At 42.1% G+C, this 16,773-nt stretch carries 17 protein-coding genes and 1 tRNA gene; 6 read left to right on the top strand and 12 right to left on the bottom strand.

Annotated elements, in window-relative coordinates:
* Positions 1–199 precede the first annotated feature (199 nt).
* The 7 genes from ACSX1H_RS18225 to ACSX1H_RS18255 form a co-directional block, all read right to left on the bottom strand.
* Positions 200–388 (bottom strand): hypothetical protein, encoded by a 189-nt coding sequence (locus ACSX1H_RS18225; protein WP_439185684.1) that lies wholly within the window; start codon positions 386–388, stop codon positions 200–202.
* Between the two features lie 496 nt (positions 389–884).
* Positions 885–3,044: a S46 family peptidase gene (locus ACSX1H_RS18230; RefSeq protein ID WP_439185685.1), complete on the bottom strand. Its 2,160-nt coding sequence runs from the start codon at positions 3,042–3,044 to the stop codon at positions 885–887.
* A 22-nt stretch (positions 3,045–3,066) separates the two neighbouring features.
* Complete coding sequence (locus ACSX1H_RS18235; RefSeq protein WP_439185686.1) at positions 3,067–3,639, bottom strand: Maf-like protein; 573 nt, start codon at positions 3,637–3,639, stop codon at positions 3,067–3,069.
* Between the two features lie 105 nt (positions 3,640–3,744).
* Complete coding sequence (locus ACSX1H_RS18240) at positions 3,745–4,686, bottom strand: geranylgeranylglycerol-phosphate geranylgeranyltransferase (protein WP_439185687.1); 942 nt, start codon at positions 4,684–4,686, stop codon at positions 3,745–3,747.
* Between the two features lie 16 nt (positions 4,687–4,702).
* Positions 4,703–5,218: a KdsC family phosphatase gene (locus ACSX1H_RS18245; protein WP_439185688.1), complete on the bottom strand. Its 516-nt coding sequence runs from the start codon at positions 5,216–5,218 to the stop codon at positions 4,703–4,705.
* A 97-nt stretch (positions 5,219–5,315) separates the two neighbouring features.
* Entirely contained in the window at positions 5,316–5,771 is a 456-nt protein-coding gene (locus tag ACSX1H_RS18250; protein WP_439185689.1) for a YybH family protein, read from the bottom strand.
* Between the two features lie 13 nt (positions 5,772–5,784).
* Positions 5,785–7,020 carry a porin gene (locus ACSX1H_RS18255; protein ID WP_439185690.1) on the bottom strand — a complete coding sequence of 412 codons (1,236 nt, stop codon included), beginning with the start codon at positions 7,018–7,020 and terminating at the stop codon, positions 5,785–5,787.
* A 212-nt stretch (positions 7,021–7,232) separates the two neighbouring features.
* Between ACSX1H_RS18255 and ACSX1H_RS18260 the strand changes: the two genes are divergently transcribed.
* The 3 genes from ACSX1H_RS18260 (at position 7,233) to ACSX1H_RS18270 (ending at position 10,242) form a co-directional block, all read left to right on the top strand.
* Entirely contained in the window at positions 7,233–7,847 is a 615-nt protein-coding gene (locus ACSX1H_RS18260) for an IMPACT family protein (RefSeq protein ID WP_439185691.1), read from the top strand.
* A 14-nt stretch (positions 7,848–7,861) separates the two neighbouring features.
* Positions 7,862–8,794, top strand: a complete 933-nt coding sequence (locus ACSX1H_RS18265; RefSeq protein WP_439185692.1) for a carbohydrate kinase family protein — start codon at positions 7,862–7,864, stop codon at positions 8,792–8,794.
* A gap of 80 nt (positions 8,795–8,874) precedes the next feature.
* Positions 8,875–10,242 (top strand): hypothetical protein, encoded by a 1,368-nt coding sequence (locus tag ACSX1H_RS18270; RefSeq protein ID WP_439185693.1) that lies wholly within the window; start codon positions 8,875–8,877, stop codon positions 10,240–10,242.
* Here the strand turns inward: ACSX1H_RS18270 and ACSX1H_RS18275 are convergent.
* Positions 10,232–10,783 (bottom strand): WcaF family extracellular polysaccharide biosynthesis acetyltransferase, encoded by a 552-nt coding sequence (locus ACSX1H_RS18275; protein ID WP_439185694.1) that lies wholly within the window; start codon positions 10,781–10,783, stop codon positions 10,232–10,234. The two genes, ACSX1H_RS18270 and ACSX1H_RS18275, sit on opposite strands and share 11 nt — an antisense overlap.
* Before the next feature lie 202 nt (positions 10,784–10,985).
* Positions 10,986–11,070 (bottom strand) — tRNA-Ser (locus ACSX1H_RS18280).
* Positions 11,071–11,318: 248 nt separating this feature from the next.
* Here ACSX1H_RS18280 and ACSX1H_RS18285 point away from each other — a divergent pair.
* From ACSX1H_RS18285 to ACSX1H_RS18295, 3 genes are all read left to right on the top strand, one after another.
* On the top strand, positions 11,319–11,591 hold the full coding sequence (locus ACSX1H_RS18285; RefSeq protein WP_439185695.1) for an HU family DNA-binding protein: 273 nt from the start codon (positions 11,319–11,321) through the stop codon (positions 11,589–11,591).
* Between the two features lie 86 nt (positions 11,592–11,677).
* Positions 11,678–12,358, top strand: coding sequence for a TrmH family RNA methyltransferase (locus ACSX1H_RS18290; RefSeq protein ID WP_439185696.1), 681 nt, complete (start codon positions 11,678–11,680; stop codon positions 12,356–12,358).
* A gap of 71 nt (positions 12,359–12,429) precedes the next feature.
* Positions 12,430–13,143: a LytR/AlgR family response regulator transcription factor gene (locus ACSX1H_RS18295; protein WP_439185697.1), complete on the top strand. Its 714-nt coding sequence runs from the start codon at positions 12,430–12,432 to the stop codon at positions 13,141–13,143.
* A gap of 47 nt (positions 13,144–13,190) precedes the next feature.
* Here ACSX1H_RS18295 and ACSX1H_RS18300 read toward each other — a convergent pair whose 3' ends face one another.
* The 3 genes from ACSX1H_RS18300 to ACSX1H_RS18310 form a co-directional block, all read right to left on the bottom strand.
* Positions 13,191–13,844 (bottom strand): DUF4956 domain-containing protein, encoded by a 654-nt coding sequence (locus ACSX1H_RS18300; protein WP_439185698.1) that lies wholly within the window; start codon positions 13,842–13,844, stop codon positions 13,191–13,193.
* A 321-nt stretch (positions 13,845–14,165) separates the two neighbouring features.
* Positions 14,166–14,366, bottom strand: coding sequence for a hypothetical protein (locus tag ACSX1H_RS18305; protein ID WP_439185699.1), 201 nt, complete (start codon positions 14,364–14,366; stop codon positions 14,166–14,168).
* Between the two features lie 140 nt (positions 14,367–14,506).
* Positions 14,507–16,525: a glycoside hydrolase family 97 protein gene (locus ACSX1H_RS18310; protein ID WP_439185700.1), complete on the bottom strand. Its 2,019-nt coding sequence runs from the start codon at positions 16,523–16,525 to the stop codon at positions 14,507–14,509.
* Positions 16,526–16,773: the final 248 nt, after the last annotated feature.

Consider the following 16,773-nt stretch of genomic DNA (forward strand, 5'->3'; position numbering starts at 1 on the left):
GCAAGAATCGGACTATTAGAAGTTCGCCAAAAAGTGTCTTGATACTTCTCAAAAAATGTCTTGATGCTTTTCAAAAAGTGTCTTGATACTTTTCAAAAAGCGACTATTCAAGCCGGCATTATCAACGTGCAGCAAGGGCTGCCACTCAAGCAACCCCCTTAACTTTTTAATTCCATCAACTCCCTTTATTCCTACAGACTTACAAATAAGCCCTGTTAAGGTTATAAGGGTTCAAAACCTGACCTAACAGACCATCTTCCTCGGGGAGTACTACAGTATTGTTTTCAGTTATCCAAATAGAAGTAAACCCTTTTGCACTGCCTCGGTGTTCCGCACCTACCTCCTGCAAAGAGGTATCTTTCGATATTTTCTGTTCTAATCCTTTCATTTGGTAACAGTCATTAATACTACCGATTGAAGTTCAGTCCTTCTCTCGTTTTTTTTTTAAAAAAACGAGGTACTATGACCTCTGCTGACTTCTCACAACAAACCTTTTTCGACCGTGTTTCATACTTTTGTTTCAACACGTTTGTGAGACCTCCCGTGGTAAGGCTAATTACTTTCATTCCATGTACCCACATCATTTACACTCCATTGCCCGTGTAGTATTTGGACTTCGTTTTGTTGCGCAAACTCATCCAAACGGATATGCCTGATAATGTTCGTGTTCCTTGGGTCGGAAATTTGCCGGGTATTTGCTCATTATTCAATCGCAAATAATCTTCAGGTTATACCTCACGATAAGCACCCTTGCCTTAAGCTAGTGGTTGGCTACTACAAACCCCCACAATGGACTTGCACCATCTAGTAATTTACCATGCACGGCACACGCAAAAAAAGGCCATCGCAAACACGATGGCCTTTCACTCTATCAAGTAAATAACTTATTCGATAATAGTCATTTCATCTAACAGGTAACTCGCTCCTGCCATTTTATCTACAATAAACAGCACGTAACGCATGTCTAACGAAATGTTACGACACTGTTCCGGATTGAACATTAAGTCGCTCATCACTCCTTCCCAGGCACGGTCGAAGTTGATACCAATTAAGTGGCCTTCGGCATTTAACACCGGGCTACCCGAGTTACCACCTGTCGTGTGGTTAGTTGCCACAAAACAAACCGGCACAGTACCATCTACCTCATAACGGCCATAGTCCTTATTCTTATAGAGCTCTTTCAATTTTGCCGGCACACGGTAGTCATAAATATCCGGATTATCCTTCTCCATAATGCCTTCTAATGTGGTAAAATGCTTGTAGTATACAGCATCTCGCGCCGTGTAGCCTTTCACCTGTCCATACGACACGCGCAAGGTGAAGTTGGCATCGGGATAAAATACCTCGTTAGGCTCAAACTGCATTTGTGCCGCCATGTAAGCTTTATCCAGGTCGGCCAATTCGCTCTTATACTTTTTACGCTGAGGGGCTACTTTATCACGATAAACGCTTACGAAGCTTTTGTTCAGTTGGTAAGCAGGGTCCTTTTCCAGGGCTTTAATCGACTTAGCAGAAAAACCATCAATAAAGGCAATCACCTCTTCTTTTGAGTCGAATCTACTTTTTGCAAAAAGATGATCCACATATTTTTTAATGTTGCCTTTGTATTTACCATTAATCAATGCATACACATCAGGCTGAAAAGCGGCCTCAATATTTTCGGCATACATGCTCAGCAGTTTAGCCGACATTTCCTGGTCAAGCGGCTGGTAGTAATTTTTAAAAAACAGCTCTGCCTGCCCAATCAACTCCTTTTTCAATGCTTTGGCCACTTCCTCATCCACTTCTTCGGCTTCGTAAAGCGCCTTTAGGGCATCCATTTTACCAGCCAGATTGGCCAGTTCTATGCCGTTGGAAGGAATCATCTCGCGATAGTAGCCATAAGTCAGGTTGTAGTTGGTGTAATTTTTATAGACCTCTTTATAGCGCGCCAGTAAATTGGCATACTGAGGTGCCTGGGACTTTGCCCATTTATTAAACTCAGCCTCGTACTGCTGTTTTTTACTGATGGCATCCAAAATTTCCAGACCTCTGTTTTCGCCAATCCAGCGTTTCCAGCTATTGGAAATACGTGCATTCTTAGCAGCATACTTGATACGAACAGCCGGATCCGCTTCCTGGTAACGGTTCATGATGTTCAGTTTTTCGGTGCGCACATCTATCAGTTTAGGATTAACCGTTTCTGTTAGCATCTCTAAATGATAAGAAGGCACATACTGATAGGTGCTGCCAGGGTAGCCAAATACCATGGTAAAGTCGCCCTCGTTAACCCCTTTCAGCGATACCGGGAAATGCTTAGCCGGTTTATAAGGCACGTTATCCTGAGAGTATTCAGCAGGCTTATTGTCCTTATCGGCATAGATACGAAACATTGAGAAGTCGCCTGTATGACGTGGCCACATCCAGTTATCGGTATCACCACCGAACTTTCCAATTGCCGAAGGAGGCGCTCCTACCAAACGCACATCTTTAAATACCTCATTGATAAACAAAAAATACTGATTGCCGCTGAAGAAAGGCTTTAACACGGCCGTGTAGTGTGTGTCTTTAATGGCTTCCTCTTTGATTGCTTTAATGTTGGCAGCAATGATTTTATCACGCTCACCAGCTTTCATCTCCTCATTGACCCCTTCCATCACACGCTCTGTCACATCTTCCATGCGCTTCAGGAAAGTGACTGTTAAATCCGGATTAACCAACTCTTCTTCAGGCGACATTGCCCAGAAACCATTAGTCAGGTAATCATTCTCCACAGAACTGTGGTACTGAATTTGACCGTAACCGCAGTGATGATTGGTGACCAGTAATCCCTTATCTGAAATTAATTCACCAGTACATCCCCGTCCGAAAATTACCACCGCATCTTTTAAGCAAGCCTGGTTAACACTGTACACATCTTCGGCACTGAGCTTAAAGCCCATTTCCTGCATCTGCTCAATGTTGTACTTTTTTAACAACATTGGAATCCACATGCCTTCATCAGCACGGGCAAAGGATTGTAAGAACAATGCCACTGCTAATGTTAATACTATTCTTTTTACCATTTCTTGTTGATTTATTGGATTTTTAGAAATTCTTTAACTCTGTGTATAAACGCTGCACGGGTAAGCCCACCACATTGAAGTATGAGCCTTCGATACGCTCAATACCCACCATGCCAATCCACTCCTGAATGCCGTAAGCTCCGGCCTTATCAAACGGGCGATAGTGCTCAATATAGTAATCAATTTCATCGGGCGCTAAGGCCTTAAAAAACACTTTTGTTGACACCGTGAAGGTTTTCTGCTTATTCCCACTTGTTAAGGCCACTCCCGTAATCACTTCGTGCTCTCGCCCCGACAGCATCTGCAACATCCTGACTGCCTCGGCCTTATCGGCCGGCTTCCCTAAAATATGCTCATCGCAGCACACAATGGTATCCGCAGTAATAACCAGTACATCATCGGTTTTACAATCGCTACTGTATGGCAGCGCTTTTTGTTTAGCCAAAAAAACAGGCACCTCCTGTGCCGGCATATCCGCAGGGAATATTTCCTCTACATCTTCTTTGACCAGAACTTCAAACGGGATATTAATTTGTGACAACAATTCTTTCCGACGTGGCGATTGAGACGCCAATATTATTTTGTAGCTATTCATGTACTGAGCAACTATTATAATCTATGATTTACAATGCGAAACGCAAATATAAAATAATTACAGGCTTGTGGGCCTGAAAAAGTTCTGTAAGATAAGGGATGTGTTTTAAAACATCTGACCAGCCAGCAGTATAAATAAAACACCCAGCAAAATAATAAGCTTGCTAATGTTACTGACCTGGTGATAATCGGCCGAAGAACGAGCTCTTACCCATTTATAAGCCAACACCAGATGGGGAATTGTAAAGCCAATAATAAAAAACGGCAATACAAATGGGATTCTTTCAAAGGCATCAATAAAAAAATACAACCCCCAAATAGCCAATAATGATATCGCCTCGATGATTAACACAAAAGTTTTTGTAAGCGGAATGCCCAGAGCAATCGGCAATGTTTTACAGCCCACTGCCTTGTCTCCCTTTACATCCTCAGTGTCTTTTATTATCTCTCTGACAAAGTTAGTGAGGAAGGCAAAAATGGCGAAGCCACTCGTCCAGAACCAGGCTATTGAGCAAGCTTCGGTTCTAATAATTGCCTCGCCATGCACTTTACTGAGCATGGCAAACTCAACTGACACTACCAAAAGCACCACAATACCTGTTAAAAATGAAATGACCAGATTGCCAATAACAATGTGTCGCTTAAAGGTGGTACTGTAATACCAAAGTAACATCGGAGTACCAATAAACAGCAGGGCATAGATTTCTTTACGGGATACATATGCAATAAATAAGCCGCAAAGTATGCCGGCAATCGTCAGCAATACATGCCAAAACAAGGCGGTTCGCCGCCTGATGTATCGCCCTACCAATACCTTATCCGGCTTATTAATCCGGTCAATGCGGATATCAAAATAATCGTTAATGATGTAACCTGAGGCGGCCAATAAGATGGTCGATAAAACGACCAAAGCGAAACGAAAATCAGACAATACCGGCTGTAACTCAAAATGACTTAAAATTGGTAAAATCAATCCGTAGCGCAATGCGTATTGCATGCCGCCAATCATTACCAGGTTTTTATACCTTATGAGTTTCAGAAAATACATATTTATATGGCTTAGCTTACCAAATATAATCTAAAGCCCACTTGCCATGTGCCCGCAATACTTGTTCCATCACATCACGCACAGCTCCTTCTCCACCTTTTCTGTCAGAAATATATTTGCACAACGATTTAATTTCTTCCACTGCATCGGCCGGACATACAGGAACGCCTACACGCTTCATCACCGGATAATCAGGTAAATCGTCCCCCATGTACATCACCTCTTCGGCACTGATGCCTGTTTCCTGCATCCATTGTTCAAAACACGGCCATTTATCCGATACGCCCAGATAAACATGCTGCACACCAAGTCCCTGATAGCGTTTTAGCACTGGCTGAGTATTTCCTCCAGATATGATGGCCACCGGATACCCTAATTTAACCGCCAGCTGCAAAACAAATCCATCTTTAATATTGGCTGTTCGCATGGGTTCCCCAGAGGGATGCATTGGTATAATTTGTGATGATAAAACGCCATCCACATCGAAGACAAATGCCTTCACCTTCATCAAATCTTCTTTGAAATTACTCATTCTGTTTGTGCTTTTAGTGCGAAGATACAAAAAAGGCCCTTCATACCGATGATGAAGAGCCCTTCTTTCTGACTATATTACTTACAATTCTCTCAATTTAAGTATGGTCAAGTACAATTCGCCACTGACCTTCAATTTGTTTCCAAATTAATGAAAAGTTTCCTTCGGCATCTCCCATTTGGCGCTTCAGGTGAAAGCTGCCGATGACTAAAATACAACCTTCTGCCAATTGTGTGAAACGCTTAAAAGAGTAGGTTAACGCACCTCTATGTTCAGCAGTCGGGTAACCCTTCTGATAATTTCTGAGCGTATTATCCCAACCATAGGTTAGGTTATTCAGCCCCATAAAACAGAGCGAATCAGACTGCCAGTAAACTTGCATATACTGTTCAAAGTCGCCCTTATTCCAGCCCAGCCGTGAGGCTTCCATCTGGTTTAAAATAGCCATTTTGTCGGCCGCACTCACTTCTGCAAGCACACGTTCCTGTGCGGCTGGCCGGCAACCAAAGGTTATCAGGCTTACAATTAGTAACAGACTAAACCAATTCGTCATTCCACCAAAATTATTAATAATTAACCTGCAGCTGCAGGCGCAGTAACTGTCCATTTTGATGATTAACCGGGTTAGCCATATCTTCGTAACGGCGATCGGAAATCACATACATGGCCACCAATTCAAAAGCCTTAATTGGCTGCCACTCCACTCCCAACTCCAGTTCTTTAACGGTGTAACTGCGGGCATCCAGCTCAAACTTTTTGCCACCATCGTAATACATCCCTTTTACAAACGGGAAAATTTCTTGCTTTTTATGCTTTATCCGATACATGAGCTGCGCATAACCGCCATGCAGCTTTTCCTTTCCTATCGAACCAATATCATTTGCGGCATCATAAGCAAATTCGGGTCCTACCCCAAAGTTGTATTCAGCCTGAAAACCAAATGGCTGTGGATAATACACAAATGTTCCGGCTAAACGCTGATCTGTAAAGAGCTGGTTCTTGGCCAAGTCCTTAGTGAGTGTGCCATCATTGTTACGCACAACAACCCCGTCTGAAACAGATGTCATCACATATTGCCCCGTGTAGCCTTGTACACCAAACTCCATATATTGCCCTGATTGCAACTCAATGGGATAAGCCAACCTCATGGCAACATGCGGAAATTTCTTTTCATCGGGCACTAAACTATTACCGCGCTGTCCGTTGTAGAACATTACGTAAGCCATTCCATAATCGCCCGACCCTTTTAAGCCTTTGTTTTTTATCGCTTTAAACCGATCGCGAATGGCTTTTGGCGCATAGTGTACACCTATGTTCATATCGCGTTCGTCTTTCACCCCACTATTGAGCGGGTCGTTGCGGTCTAAGGCTAACCTGACTTGCGAAGACTGCAGGTTTTCAAAACCAAATGGAATTTTACTTTGGCCACCTCTCATTCGCCATTCTCCGGCGGGGTCTAAAAAGTAATCGAAATAAGCATCTCTTAGCTGTCCTAAATTTTTCCCATCCGAAGCAAAATCGGCCTGGAAATAGAAATACAAACGTGGATGAACCTGGCCACTCACTTTAAAACGCATTCGACGAATTGAAAAACCATGGTAACCACCATAAGTTTTATCGCCCTGCGGGTTTTCCATCTCGGGATTGGTTTTATACAGGTCGTTATAGCGCAACTGCATATAACCATTCACCTTAACTTTGTCGTACCAGTTTGACAGATTTACAGAGCTTTTTTCATTTTCCTGTGCACCTGCCAAATCATAAAAAAAAGCCAAAGCCAATAAAACAACTCTAATTTTCATGATGCTATTTTTCTGTATTTCTCATTAAGTAAATTAAAGACAAATCTGCATGTAATGAGTCTACAACCTTCCAACCACAACACTTACACTCACCCATGATAGTTTTACTCATTGATGCGAAAGTAATAAAACTTCATGATTAATGAACACTTTGTATGCCTGTTTTATTTTTTACTATTTTCACTGGCTAATAAAAGAATTGCAACAACAGAATGACATTACCAGACAATTACAAAACACTTGCAAATATTTCAGAGGGCATTTATAAAGAAAAAGGCAGTAAGTTTATTACCTATGCCTATCCGGTTGCGGATGAGGAGGAAATAAAAGAACATGTGGATCTGCTTAAAAAGAAGTATTACGATGCCCGACACCATTGTTTTGCCTGGCAATTAGGAGTTGACGGCAAAAACTTTCGGGCTAATGATGACGGAGAGCCATCGGGAACAGCAGGTAAACCCATACTCGGGCAGATACGATCGCACGAGTTAACCAACATACTTATAGTTGTGATTCGCTATTTTGGCGGCACAAAACTGGGCACCAGTGGCCTGATACGTGCCTACAAAGAGGCAACTATCGATGCCATTAACAATGGTGAAATCATTGAAAAAACCATTGATAATTATTATCGGATTAACTTCGATTATGGGGTGATGAACGATGTGATGAAAGTAATAAAGGAAGAGAATCCAAACATTCATCAACAGGACTTTAACCTGAGATGTGCCATTGAAATGAGCTGCCGACAATCTGAGGCCGAAAAGCTAATAAACAAATTTGAAAAGATTGAGTCAGTTAATGTTGACTACATCAAGACCATTTAACAAAGTCGAACGACATGAACAAATTTGACATCCTTATTACGGGCGACTGCAATCTCGACCTGATTTTTAACGATTTTGATAAAATACCCAAATTTGGAGAGGAAGTAATCGCTGAAAGTTTTAATATAAAACTGGGAAGTTCGGCCGGCATTACAGCTGTCCACCTGGCAGCTTTGGGAGCTAAGGTAGCTTATATCGGAGCCATTGGTCATGATGATTTTGGTGAGCAGTTTAAAGCCTTGCTCCAGTCCAATGGAGTGAATACGGATTACATGGTTGAAAAAAACGGCTACCAGACAGGCTGCACTGTGGTGATGAGCCAAAATGACGACAGGGCTAACCTTACTTATGCGGGCGCTATGGCCCAATTACACCCGCGCGACATTCCTCTGCAATTAGTCGCCACAACACGGTTCTTTCACCTTTCCAATCCTTATATCCTCCCTAATTTCAGAAACCAGCTAACAGATTTTTTTAAGGCAATCAAAGCTCACAAGGCGGTTACCTCATTAGATCCCCAATGGGATGTTATGGAAAAATGGGATACCAACCTGCTTGAACTCCTGCCTTACATTGACTATTTCTTTCCGAACGAAAAAGAACTGGAACTCCTGCTTCAGACTAACAAACTGCCAGCCGAGACCCTGACTCAGATGTGTCCAACCCATATTATCAACACCTGCGGCAGCAAGGGTGTGTGTCACTATCATTCCAACACATCAACTATATATAACAGCTATTTGAATAAGTCGCCTATTGACTGCATTGGGGCGGGCGACGCTTTTACTGCCGGCTTTTTGGCGGGTAAAATTGAAGGACAAGCAACACCTGAAGCCATTCGGTTAGGCTGCAAAAATGGCGCTTTATCGACCACCGTTGCAGGGGGAGGCGTGATTTATTCAGACCGCGAGGAGTTTGAAAAGCTTTTCGATAGACGCTTTCCATAGATGAATACCATGCAACATCACACATTCGCAAAAGTAAAGTAGCAGAATTGTTCTATTTTCAACCCTAAATCCAAAACAGCATGATGCATTATTTCCAAATAGTGATGAGTATAATTGCTACTGCTCTAAGCTGCCTATTACTATTAATGCTGTGGACCAGCATCCGGGAAAAAAAACACAAGGCCGCATTTAAAGCTTCACTGCTGTTTTTTCCGTTTTGCCTTCTAATTTTTCTCCCTGGCCTTCTCCATGGAAAATTCAATTGGTTCATAATAACATTTGACGCAGCATCTGTTCTAATTGGCATTTATCTTTTCATACCTAAGAACCTTTTTAAAAAACAGACTGAAGAAATACCAAAAGATAAAATAGACGAAAGAACCATCATGTTTGCCCGAAATGAGCTAATCCCAGGCTCTGAAAGATACCATAACTACTACAAAGAGTTTCCAGAACACCACGCACCAGATGAAGCATTCAGGACATTGCCGGGGTTGCTCAGCCCCTCGTCCACTTTCTTCAACCAATTATCCTACAAAGCCAGCAGTGCCCTTTTTCACATTGTTGATGGCCTGCACGCATCTGTTGAAGGCCCTTCAGGCAAAGATATCTGTCCTATTTCGCCTGAAAAATTTGCCCACTTCATTCAACACTGGGCCATTCAGTCAGGGGCTGTCTCGATAGGATTCACTAAGATGAAAGACTACCACTGGTATTCGCAAGGTGGTCGGGGCCAACGCTACGGCCAAGCAATAGAAAGCCAACATCCAACAGGCATTGCTTTTACTGTTGAGATGGATCATAACATGGTTGAACCCGCTCCCAGAAGCTCCATTACCATGGAGTCGGCCACACAATACCTGAAGGCAGGAATAATTGCGACCCAAATTGCTCAATTTATTCGGAATTGCGGGTTCAATGCCAGGGCACATATTGACGGTAATTACCAGCTTGTGGCACCTTTGGTCGCCCGCGATGCTAATCTGGGTGAAATTGGACGAATGGGCTTACTGATGACGCCCGAGCTAGGCCCCAGAGTGCGCCTGGGCGTTGTAACAACCGACATGCCACTGCCTGTATCTGAAAGGATATACGATAGTAGTTTTGAAGACTTCTGTGCCAAATGCCTGAAATGTGCGGCCAATTGTCCGGCTTCTGCCATCCCTGATGACAAAAAAGAATGTATTAACGGGGTTAATCGATGGCAAATTCACTCAGAAAAATGTTTCACGTATTGGTGCAGTGCCGGAACCGACTGCGGGCGTTGCATGAGTATCTGCCCTTACTCACACCCCAGGTACCCACTGCACAACCTAGTGCGCTGGAGTATCCGTAACTTTCCCAACTTCAGATACTGGGCAGTTAAGATGGACGACTTTTTTTATGGTAGAAAACCAGCTCCAGCCAAACTTCCGAGCTGGCTGCAAGGTGATGCCCCTAGGCGATGATCCTGGTTTTAACCTTACTGGCCGGATTGCCCCTGTAAATTCCATAAGGTTCTAATGAAGAAGATGCAACACTATTAACGCTTAAAACAGAGTGTGTACCACATGTTACACCACCAGTAATAACACTTCGCGCCCCCAACCAAACGCCGTCTTCCAGCACCACCGGTGCTATCATTAAATCAAATGTTGGCTTTTTATAGTTGTGATTCCCTATTAGTATAAATGCTTCCTGTGATAAACAGCAGTGCTTTCCAATACGGACCGTATCCAGATTATCAATCCACACACGCTCGCCAATCCAGCTATAGTCACCTATTTCAAGCCTCCAGGGGTACTTTATATTTACACCAGGCTTAATCACAACGCCTTTGCCAATTTTTGCACCAAACATTTTCAACAACCATACTTTAATCCCCGAAAAAGGATTGCACGGATTGATTAGGAATAAAGTATTAACAAGAAACCATAAAGTGCGCTTTACCGCACCGGCTCCTTCATTGTACCAATCGTTGTTATATTGAGATAAATCACTATTAGTCATGATGAACCATAAATATTTTCAAGATGAAAGTAACACCTTTCTAACAGGATGACAAAATTAACTTACAAGGAAAGCACTCCCATCTTTGAATAGATGTTTTCAATAACCAACAACGGAGACTGAAAAATCATCGAACATCCCGCCCTTTCTATTCGCAAACTAGCATAAAAAAAAGGAACCCACATTGTGAGTTCCTTTTCAGCGGAGAGAGAGGGATTCGAACCCCCGGTACCTCGCGGTACAACGGTTTTCAAGACCGCCGCATTCGACCACTCTGCCATCTCTCCAGTTTTTCAACGGGCATTTCCTTAAATGCGGGTGCAAATATATACATTTTTCAGCAGCAAGCAACCATTTAGGTTAAAAAAAATGGCATCGGCAATAAAAAAAATCAATTAACAATAATATCTCTTCTTAAAAGCCTCATAATTAATCCACTTTTTTGGCTGAACATTTGGTAAACACTGGAAATACTATATATTTGTAGAGGAAAGTTTAAGAATTAAATTAGTCAACCCTAAAATTAAGGAGTATTATGAACAAGGCTCAATTAATTGATGCAATTGCTGGCGAAGCAGATTTGACAAAAGCTGATGCAAAAAAAGCGTTAGACGCGTTTATTAAAGTAACTGGTAATGCATTAAAAGACGGCGGTCGTGTTGCATTAGTAGGTTTTGGTTCTTTCGGTGTTTCTGAAAGAAGCGCTCGTACTGGTAGAAACCCTCAAACTGGTAAGGAGATTGAAATTCCTGCTAAAAAAGTTGTTAAATTTAAAGCTGGTAGCGAATTAAGCGATGCTATCAACTAAGAGAAAACAACCGTAAAATATCAAGAGAGTGCACTCGCACTCTCTTTTTTTGTTATAACATACTACATTGCTTACACTACAAAAAAATGATTGACAAACTGTTGGCTTTTTTGGAGCAATTTACCGTTGAAGAAAGGAAAGAACAATTATTAGAAGTTGCTAAACAACGCACCCGATACGTAACGGTGGTATTAGAAAACATTTATCAAACTCAAAACGCCAGTGCCGTGTTGCGATCTTGCGATTGCTTTGGCATTCAGGATGTTCATATTATTGAAAACGAAAACACGTTCAATATTAACCCTCAGGTCGTATTGGGGGCCACCAAATGGCTGCACCTGCACCGCTATAATGAACAAACGAACAACAGCAGGGCAGCCTTACAAAAACTCAAGGCGGATGGCTATCGAATTGTGGCCACCACACCTCATCGAAATGATACTGACCTACAAAAATTCGATTTTAGCAAAGGAAAAACGGCTTTCGTATTTGGGAACGAACGAGCTGGAATTTCAGACATAGTGATGGAGGAAGCCGATGAATTTATGAAAATACCCATGTACGGATTTTCTGAAAGCCTAAATATTTCTGTTTGTGCGGCCATTACTTTACAGCACGCTGCCAACCACATGAAAAATAGCCAAATTGAATGGCAACTGGCCGATGCAGAGGTGAAGCAACTCTACCTGGAATGGCTAAAAAAATCCATAAAAAAGAGCGATCTACTCATAACTGAGTTCAATAAAAGAAACAATACCGCCTTTTAAATGTTAAAAATTTACGTGGGATACAACTGATAATGACGATATTTTTTTATTTTTGAAGAAAATCTGATTCTATGAATTGCATTATTATTGATGATGACAAACTCTCAACAAAAATCATACAGGAATTTGTTGAGAAAACAGATGATTTGAATCTGGCGGGGAATTTTGATAGTGCAGTGAGTGCCATTAACTACCTGTCTAAACAAGGGATTGAACCGGTTGACTTAATCTTTTTAGATATTGAGATGCCTGAAATGAGCGGAATTGATTTTCTGAAATCATTGGATGAGCTGCCTCAGGTTATCGTGTACTCATCTCAAGAAAAATATGCAATCGACTCCTACGAATATAACGTCACTGACTACCTCCTGAAACCTGTTCAATACGGACGCTTCATAAAAGCCGTAAAAAGAGCCCGTGAACGATTTGAAGAAAAGGAAACAGTAACGAAAGAGTCCAATGAAATTTTCGTTAAGAACAACAGCTCACTAGTGCGGGTTAAATACGATGACATATTGTGGATTGAAGCACTTGAAAACTACGTTGTGCTAAACACCTTTAAGGACAAGTTTACGATTCACTTTACCATGAAGGCCATATCTGAAAAAATGCCGCCTGACAGATATGTACGTGTGCACCGCTCCTTCATTGTTAATATCAATAAAATAAAAGTGATTGAAGATAATTCGGTCATCATTAACTACGAAGGAGGCACAAAGATTATCCCCATAGGAAAATCGTACAAAGACAAATTAATGGACGACATCAACCTGATAACACGATAAGCCAAAAAACCGTCAGTAGTGACGGTTTTTTTTATACCCTGCCCGGTCTAATCATCATCATCATGGCTATCGTAGGTTGTAACGTTGCTCACTTCAGAATTGTAATAGTATACAATTACTTCTGCCGTATCTCGCAAGAAGTTGATTCGACCAATCTCTGCACGATGAATATCCAAACCGGTTCTTTCCTTTAAATCTTCCAGCATTTCCTCATGCCGTTCGGGCGTGATCAGTTCTATCTTTTCGTAGATAACCAATTTACTGGACTCATGCTTTAACAGCCACATACGCTCTAAACCAAAAGTAACTGCGATAACCAGAAAGTTAGTAGTTACCAGTTCCATTACACTCACCTGAGCACCACTGAGCGCGTTAATCACTGAAACACCAATGGTAATAAACAGGTAAGTCATTTCCTTAATGGGAATCTGCGTTGTTCGGTAACGAATAATTCCGAAAATGGCAAAAAGCCCCAAAGCGAAGCCCAATTGAAGATTCACATTATCAAGTAGGGTACACAGTAAAAAAACAATGGTACTAATGAGTAGAAATGTGAAGAGATAGTCTTTTCTTCGGGCATTTTGATAATAGAGGAATCGGACTAAAATAAGCGTTACAAGAAAATTAAATGCAAAGCGCAGCAGCAAGCGAATTAAACCATCCGGGTTTATGAAGTCGGCCTCCAGAAAGCTCACGTTCATAGGTACTTGTTTGATTAGTTAAACTTACTGCAATATCGGCAAAGTCAATTACAATCCCATCAATTTTTTAGAATAATATTGAGTGTTGCATACGATGTGATGCTGCCAAATCACTTTTTGGTGGAGCTTAGCTGATGCATGAAAAAGAAAGTCGGCTGCTATTTCTTTCTATTGTATCAAGTCAATCAAAATTGTTGACGTATTAATTTGTCCCATAAATCTTACGCCATAGCTGTCATCCTTCAATTGAGTTAGACCAGGTAAACAGAAAGATTTAAAAAAAGCCGTGACAGAATTATCACGGCTTAATATCGCAATGGGTCAGGTACTATTATTTATTCCATGATTGCCACGCATCTCACCTTTATAGTTACCTGTAACATCATCAAACTTAACGCCTGCTACTTTATTGAGCGGGAAATAGATTTTTAAGCCGTCTTCTGAACCCGTTATTTCGGCATCAAGCTCCGCCGCATCGCGCGCCACATCCCACATCCGGTTTAGCCACACAGGTGGGCACATAATTGCTCTTTTTATTCGCGCTGATTTCCCAGCCAGGCTGTGCAACTGCCATTTGCAAACAGCAGAGCACAGAAAATAAAAAGATACCTATAGTTTTTTTCATTGAAATTTGTCTTTGAGTTTGCACAAGGGAAAATAGGTTACTTTTTGACCAGTCGAATTGCTTGACCACCACCGGCAGCCAACTTTAGCGTTAAAACAGTTTGAGCAGTCACTTCTTCTTGAACAATCTCATATGCCTGTGGATTTGTTTCCCAGTCCGCCTCAGCAGCATCTTTATAAATTTGCGCAGTATATATCGATCCCGGCGTCAGAAAATCCAATTTGACACTAAGCGTTCTGGCTTCTTCATTAGTAGCGCTTCCAAGGTACCACTCCTCCCCGCTTCTTCGGGCAATGGTAATGTATTGTCCCACTTCTCCGTTTAATACATGCGACTCATCACTATCGGCATTAAAATCAGCAATGAACTGAAATGCAGGATGTCCCTCATAGTTCTTAGGCAAATCGCTGGCCATTTGCAGCGGACTATATAATATCACAAAGTTTGCCAATTGTTTAGCCAGTGTTGTGTGCGTGCGTGTCATGCCGATATCTTCTGCATTCCATTTCACACGCTCACCGGCGTTTTGAAACAGCAAATCAAATGTACCAGGCGTGTAATCAGTAGGACCACCCAGTCCTCTTGTGAATGGAATGGTAACAGTGTGCGACGGCGGATTTCCTTCACTCCAGGCATTCCACTCCATGCCTCTCACCCCTTCACGTGTCATCATATTCGGCCAGGTGCGTCGAATCCCCGTTGGCTTAATAGGCTCGTGCACATCCAACATAATCTGGTATTTGGCAGCTAACTCAACCACTTTCCGATAATGACGTACCATAAACTGCCCATGGTGGTGCTCTCCACGCGGATAAATTCCTCCCGCATAACCTGTTTTAACCGCATGCATCCCCAGATCGTGACACATCCTATAGGCCGCCTCCATAAATTTTTCGTATGATTCGATATCTCCACCTGTCTCATGGTGGCCAATAAGCATCACGCCTTTCTCACGGGCATAAGCCGCTACCTTTTTAAAATCAAAATCAGTGGCCGGAGTAATGTGATCAAACGCATCTTTAGCACCCCAGTTTTCCCATCCATCATTCCAACCTTCGATAACAAGTCCCTCAATATTATTGGCCGCAGCAAAATCAATATGCTTAATGGCGTTTTCGGTGGTTGCCCCATGCCTTGGGCCCGGATACCAGGTTTCTGTTCCTAAATGCATTCCCCACCAAATTCCAATGTACTTCATCGGACGAATCCACGATGTATCTTCAATAAGACTGGGCTCATTCAGGTTGAGTATCAAATTACTCTGCACCAGACCAGCTGCATTGGAACTAACCTGAATGGTGCGCCAGGGTGTTTTCATGGGAGCCGAACCACGCACCTTATCTCCATTGGCCCAGGGAACCAGCTCAGCTTCGTAAACACCTTTTACCTTCTGTTTAAGGGTCATTCCGGCGTAATCAGTTAAGGCCGCTTCGTGGATGCTTATATGAATGTTTTGTTCTCCTTTCATGGTAACAGGAGTTGCCACCCACGATGCCTCTTCCATGGGTGTTTGCTGATATAATTTCTCGTAAGTATTGTAGTCAGCCCAAATCCACCAGGTGTCCGGATTGCCTTTGACATCAAACTGCGTCAGCTCATCCATGATCACAAAGTCACCCATGTTTTCTTGCTCCGGCAGTTCGTATCGGAATGCAACACCATCGTTATAAGCTCTGAAATATAAATTCATCAAACGCTTCTGACCCACAAGCTCCTGTAGCTGAACGACAAGCTCCCGATAATGGTCTTCAACTTTCTTATTCTCGCCCCACGGTTGCTCCCAGGTCGCATTATGCTCATTCACCTGTGTTTTTATTACCTTAAAACCTTCATTAAGGGCAGGAATTTCTTTAAAAACAAATCCTAATTGCGAAGGATAAATAATTGTGTCCTGCTTATACAAAGCATGGTAATAAGGCTTTCCTTCATTTAAATCAAAACCAATGCTTATTTGATTATCGGGAGATGAAACCACGCTATACTGGTCAGGTAGACTGCAACTCATCTGTCCTAAAACTATTATCAGAACCGCTAAAATATTCAAGATTGTCTTCATGTTTATAATGTATTTTGTGTGACTATCGCAATCGAATTATGATAGCTCAAGCTATCGTAATTCGATGATGCTAAAATACCATCGATGCAAAACGAATGAAATAAGCAGATACAAAGTACAGATGAATGTACAGACAAAACAAACTCTTATCCACTAATAATGTGAATGCTAGATACTACAAGATACAGATCAAATACAGGATAAATGCTACCACATTGGTATAACCACAGCCCTCATTAGCTTATTTA

It is taken from the genome of Carboxylicivirga taeanensis, assembly GCF_051851475.1.
Taxonomy (GTDB): domain Bacteria; phylum Bacteroidota; class Bacteroidia; order Bacteroidales; family Marinilabiliaceae; genus Carboxylicivirga; species Carboxylicivirga taeanensis.